This window comes from Curvibacter lanceolatus ATCC 14669 (assembly GCF_000381265.1).
In the GTDB taxonomy this organism is placed as follows: domain Bacteria; phylum Pseudomonadota; class Gammaproteobacteria; order Burkholderiales; family Burkholderiaceae_C; genus Curvibacter; species Curvibacter lanceolatus.
Window position 1 is genome coordinate 1 of record NZ_KB906304.1, and the last position, 5,563, is coordinate 5,563.

Consider the following 5,563-nt stretch of genomic DNA (forward strand, 5'->3'; position numbering starts at 1 on the left):
GCGGGACTCAGAACCTATCAAGACGACGGAATCAGCACTGGATAAAGCGCCTCGGCGCGCATGAATTAGGCGACAACTTTCTTGACACGCACCGGTGGCGCGCAAGAAGCTCGTGCGCCTGGCCCAGTGCTGTGGCGTCGCCCTCAAGCAGACCTACGACAAAGAGTGCACCGCACTGCGCCGGCGTGCCGGCGGCTACGCCCACGCCAAGCAGTTCAAGCGCTTGCGCCGCGTAGTCAAACGCCAACGCACCGTGCTGGGCGTGCTCATCCGTGAAGTGCAGCGCAAGATGGGCGTTCTGAGCGCTCAGGCACAGGCCCCGCTCAAAGCCTTGCTGAGCCTGGTGGAGCGGATCTTCAAGCAGCAGCCCAAGGACAAGGCCAACACCAAGGTGTTCGCCCTGCACGCTCCAGAGGTGGACTGCATCGGCAAGGGCAAGGCTCGCCAGCCCTACGAGTGGGGCTGCAAGGTCAGCATCGCCGTCACCCACGAGCACGGCCTGGTGGTGGGCGCCAGAAGCTTTGCGGGTAACCCCTTTGACGGCCACACACTCGCGGCTCAGTTGGAGCAGACCACCATCTTGCTGCAAGACCAGGGCGTCAAGCCCCACACCGCAGTAGTCGACTTGGGCTACCGGGGCGTGGACGCCGACAACCCTGGGGTGACGATCATCCACCGGGGGCGCTACAAGTCACTGACGAATCAGCAGCGGCGCTGGCTTCGACGTCGCCAGGCGATAGAGCCCGTGATCGGGCACCTCAAGGACGACCACGGCATGCGACGGTGTTGGCTCAAAGGCCAGACGGGCGACGCGCTCAACGCGGTACTGGCTGCTGTGGGCTTCAACATCAAATGGCTGATGCGCGCCATTGTGGCCAAGGGCATCAAGCCCTTGTGGCTGCTTTTTTTGCGCCTGTTCGCGCTGGCTGCCCCGGGCCTTGTCCAAGCCACCCACGCCGATCAACGCACGCACTGGCAGATGAGCTGAACACAGCGACTCGGTCGGCCTGCTCGGAGCACTCCGATGGGATCGGCGAGGCTGGGGTTGAATTTTTCAACACCGACTTCGTAGGAGACCTGCAGCTATGAATGACCCAATCTGTGCCTAGGCGTTGTCAATTGATGACGGTTGCGTCAGTTCATCCGAACTAAGCATTCGGTCGGGTTCAATCCACCGCCCTGCCATCTTCGCGCTACAGACACCGTCAAACACCTGTCAGTTGAGAAAGATGGACATGATTCCTGTCATACGAACGTCAAAAGCTTGTGGATAACCTTTGCAAGCGTCATGCCTCCAAGGCCGATCAGTATAGCGATGATCAAAATTCCTATCACCCCAACTTTTCTGGGCTTTTCGGATCTGGCTCTCGGTTTGGGGCTATCGCCCTCAGGGAAAAGTTGCGACGGTATGGTGTCTTCGTGCACAGGGCACCTCAGCTAAAGGCCAGGCTTAGCCGCTTTATTGTTGTATCGAGGACGGGTTTCCACGAGTATGTGCAGCAAGGAAAAAATCTCCCAAGCAACACTTTGACACACAAAACTGAAGGGAAGCTGAACGTCTACTCCAGAGAACTGAGATTTTTCCGTAGTGTCCATCACTCATGCACCGGAAATCTAGGGGAGCCGCGTGCAGATGGTCAAGCGCCAATTTCTGCTGCACTCTCGCTGGATTCCTTCGTCTGTAGTTCCATGCGTAGATGAATTGTTGTGGGGAGCCGCATCCTTTTAATGGTGCTGGATAGTCTTTAATAGACCCAGTTCCAGCCATGAACTGAGTAGCCAATCTTCATTCCTCGCGGCAAACACTGGCTCGATTGAGCGCAACCTGTACAGCCTGTGATCCCCTGTAACAACAGATCAGAACTCTGCGTGCACTCTGATTGATCCGATGCTGAATGGACCACGATCAGCGTTATAGGCAGGGTTTTTAACATACTGCAAATTGGCTGTTATCCAAATATTCTTTCGGACGGCCATGCTGTAATATATTTCAACAATTTTTTCAGGATGATAATTTAACCAGCCATCTCCAATAAAGTAGGAGATCCCTCCTTTGGAGAGATACTCCCTACGATTCTTGGATAAAAAGTTCTGCATGTATGACACACCGAGCGTGTCATCCGTTCGTCCCCACGAAGTGCCCTTCAATGAGGCTCCAAACGCCAACGATCGGTCAGCCTCTGCGAAAGCGAAGGTCTCGGTCTTGCCGTCAGCCCACATGGCTCGGCCGTAGATGCCGGCGTCATCGGTGAGTGCCTGTTCGAAATTCAGGCCCGCACCATACTTCACATTATCGCCTTTACGTACATCCAATATGTATTCCATCCCATTCGCGCCGGGTTGCCAATTTACGCTATTTCCATAATTGATTGCATCGCTAAATTTCGATAGATACCCTTTATTTCTCCAGAGCATCATGCGCACAGCACCTGGCTGCCCCATTATATCGTGATCATGCTCAATTTCGAGTTGATCACCATAATGTTTGAATATCCTCAAATCTGTTGGTAGCTCATTGGGGCGGACTGGGCCTGTCATGCGACCCAAGCGAATGACCCAGTCGTCCCGATACCACTCACCAGTGGCTCCCCAGCCCCAGCCTCTGGCATCGGCAGCATAGTCGTAAGCTGTTGAGGTCATGTTGCCCCAGTTCATAAACTGGCGGCGTGGGTCACCCGCATACTTGTTTTTATCAAAAACGTCGAGCGTGGAGAAGTTGCCAGCTGTCAGGACAAACCGATTTTTGTCTACGGTGCCCGCCATCCAATTTAGATCTGAATCAATCTTTTCAGTGCCGCCGCCTTGATTCCAGGTTTGGCGTAAAAACATGCGTTGACGATATAGCGTAGGATTAGATCCAGATGCTCTTGTGATCTCACCATTGTAGAATCCGCCCATTCCAATGAGACTATTCGCAAATGGTACACCTTGCGTAATTTCAGGATCGAAATAGAACTCCCCATTAGCCCACGGCCTGAATCCAAAATATCCCGTGAAACTGCTCGTGTACGTCATATCTCTACCGCCTGGAAGGCTGTAGATCGGATTGCCACCCGAGTATTTTGATGCATCAAGACCGGTCGGTGGATTGGATGCAAAGTTTCCGTGCCTCTGCCATATCCAGGTGGCTTGAAACTTGGCCTGGGTTTCTTCGAGTTCATCTTCAGCGCCAAAGGCGGAGTTAGATATGAATGTGCAAACACCCAGCAGAATTAGTACAAGCTTCATCAAACCAATTTTTCCGGATATATTAATTAATAACAATTTCAAGCCTCTGTAGCCTGCATAAATCTGCAATTGACTTCAAAGACTACAAACGTCGTCACCATGAAATCAATCAAATAAATTTAAATAATATATTTACTTCGGCGAAGGATTATCACAACCAAAACACACTACTTATAAGTTGTGACTTAGATATGGCGTGGCATTTGCACAATAATTGAAATGCCATGGCTGAAAATCTTGAGCACCGCAATACATAATATAGCAGAGAAGAATCGCTTGGTCAAACATCCCCCTGAGGGCGGATCGCATCTAAGTATGGAACACGATAGAAGAGACTATCAAAACATACTCATGCGACTCAATCGTGCGCATGGGCACTTTAAAAGCATCATCGCGATGATGGAGGATGGACGGGGATGCTTGGAACTGGCCCAGCAACTTCAGGCGGTCGAGCGGGCAATTGGCAACGCGCGCAAGGCGCAGATACATGAGCACATCTATCACTGCCTAGAGCACTTGGTTCAAGATGGAGCAGTGGCTGCCGAGGACGCCGTGCGCGAATTCAAGGAAATCACAAAGTACGTGTGAGACTGGTAGTCGACGTTGAGACGATTAAATGACTGCCTCAACTGCGCAATCTGTGCGTCGACAATGACGCAAAGAACAGAGCGATTCGCGCCTGACAGCCGCAATCGTGAGTTACTTGTCTTGCCCTGAGGCCGGCTTCTCAGACGATGAAACATTCGAGTCTTGCGACGGAATCGAGCACTCATACGGCGACTTTTTGTAGTACGGACATAGCTTGCCGTGGCCCCGCACCCCCATCGCAAAAGTTGCTGAGACGCTCAAGCTGATGGCAACTATCAGGGCAGACTTCAGACACGGTTTGTAAAGCACGGCAGACTCCTTTTTTGTGTCCGTTTCATCCTAGTGCTGTGCAGCCCTCAGGTGAACCCGAACAGATCAAGGTATCTTTTCATGGGGACATGAAGCGATGCTGAATAAGCCAGCCCTACACCCGCTCTAAGTGTTGCTTCATGCTCGCAACATCCTGTTGGCACATTTGTCTCCCATAGTGAACAACCTCCAAAGTTCGTCTTGCGATTTGTTTGGTCGTAACCAGCTTGCGTTTTTTGATCGTTACCTTGGTGAGCGTGCCTGGTGTGCCGATATGTGAATGTTTGGACCGTCGTGGTAGCCGTCCGTGCGCACTGCCTTCGGATAGCCGCGCAACAGCGCAGCGCGCTCCAACATCCGCGTCACGTACTGCCCTGAAATGCCGAAGTCCACAGCGATGTCCACGCTCTCGTGGGTGAAGTCATCGGCCACAGTGAGATACTTCAAGCGCCGTCCACCTGCCAAGCTGTCGCTGACAAAATCCATGCTCCACACCTCGTTGACCGAGCGAGCCAACTGCACCAGCGTGGTCGGCAAGTCCGTGAGGGTCAGCACCCCGGTCGTGGCGTTGAACGAGCAGGTGGTACCACCACAGCTCACCTCTGTCACCGTGGTCGGCAATGTCAGCTGGTAGGTCACCCCCTGGGCAGCCACGGCCCCCTGGTTGCCGAAGCAGAGCACCAAGTTGGCAATCGCTCCATTGGACACAGATCCCGGGGCACTAATGGTGGTGTACACGTCAGAACCGATGTAAGCGCCCAGCCAAGTCATCTACCCAACCCTGCGCCGCCGCCTGAGGATCCAGTCCACCAATCACTTCCCTTTGGTGGACACATGGACTCTTCAGCAATCAACCTCCCATCCCCCGGCCGGCGCCGCGGCCGCTACAGCGACTCCTTCAAGGCCGACATCGTTGCCGCCTGCAAAGCCCCCGGCGTTTCAACCGCCGCGGTGGCCCTGGCCAACAGCCTCAACGCCAACCTTGTGCGCCGCTGGGTGGCCGAGAGCGATCCGGCCCACAAGGCGGCTGTGCAATTGGCTCGCGTTCAATCCGCGGCCACGGTTTCGGTATCGCCAACCGTGGCCTCACCTGTCTCCACGCCCGGCTTTGTCTCCGTGCCGCTGCTCACCCCCAGCACAGACATCCGCATCGAACTGCGCCGAGGCGATCACCTCGTCACCCTGTATTGGCCCGTAGCAGCTGCCGCTCAGTGCCTTGGTGCGCTGCAGGACTGGCTGCGGTGATCCGCATCGACGCGGTTTGGCTGGCGGTGGCCCCCATGGACATGCGAGCTGGCCCCGACACCGCCTTGGCCCGGGTGGTGGCTGTCTTTGGCTCAGCGCAGCCTCACCACGCCTATGTGTTTGCCAACGCCCGCGCCACCCGCATGAAGGTGCTGGTGCACGACGGCCTGGGCCTGTGGCTGGCTGCGCGCCG

General features: G+C 54.8%; 4 protein-coding genes and 2 pseudogenes. 4 read left to right on the forward strand and 2 right to left on the reverse strand.

Features of this window, described 5'->3' with window-relative positions; all coding sequences use genetic code 11:
- Nucleotides 1–94: 94 nt before the first annotated feature.
- Nucleotides 95–988 (forward strand): annotated as a pseudogene (locus F624_RS0131605) (IS5 family transposase); the annotation flags it as partial.
- An 869-nt stretch (nucleotides 989–1,857) separates the two neighbouring features.
- Here the strand turns inward: F624_RS0131605 and F624_RS0131610 are convergent.
- Nucleotides 1,858–3,270, reverse strand: coding sequence for a carbohydrate porin (locus tag F624_RS0131610; RefSeq protein WP_245573783.1), 1,413 nt, complete (start codon nucleotides 3,268–3,270; stop codon nucleotides 1,858–1,860).
- A 309-nt stretch (nucleotides 3,271–3,579) separates the two neighbouring features.
- Between F624_RS0131610 and F624_RS0131615 the strand changes: the two genes are divergently transcribed.
- Nucleotides 3,580–3,816 (forward strand): metal-sensing transcriptional repressor, encoded by a 237-nt coding sequence (locus tag F624_RS0131615; RefSeq protein ID WP_019578364.1) that lies wholly within the window; start codon nucleotides 3,580–3,582, stop codon nucleotides 3,814–3,816.
- Nucleotides 3,817–4,428: 612 nt separating this feature from the next.
- Here the strand turns inward: F624_RS0131615 and F624_RS0131620 are convergent.
- Nucleotides 4,429–4,626 (reverse strand): annotated as a pseudogene (locus F624_RS0131620) (DDE-type integrase/transposase/recombinase); the annotation flags it as partial.
- A 333-nt stretch (nucleotides 4,627–4,959) separates the two neighbouring features.
- Here F624_RS0131620 and F624_RS0131625 point away from each other — a divergent pair.
- Together F624_RS0131625 and tnpB are read left to right on the forward strand one after the other, a co-directional pair.
- Nucleotides 4,960–5,370, forward strand: coding sequence for a transposase (locus F624_RS0131625; RefSeq protein ID WP_019578366.1), 411 nt, complete (start codon nucleotides 4,960–4,962; stop codon nucleotides 5,368–5,370).
- A partial coding sequence (gene tnpB / locus F624_RS0131630) for an IS66 family insertion sequence element accessory protein TnpB (RefSeq protein WP_019578367.1) occupies nucleotides 5,367–5,563 on the forward strand: 197 nt, incomplete at its 3' end. The genes F624_RS0131625 and tnpB, both read left to right, overlap by 4 nt.

Bases quoted from the DNA above. Each gene is read 5' to 3' on its own strand.
- F624_RS0131615 (WP_019578364.1), top strand. From the start codon at position 3,580: ATGCGACTCAATCGTGCGCATGGGCACTTTAAAAGCATCATCGCGATG.
- F624_RS0131625 (WP_019578366.1), top strand. From the start codon at position 4,960: ATGGACTCTTCAGCAATCAACCTCCCATCCCCCGGCCGGCGCCGCGGC.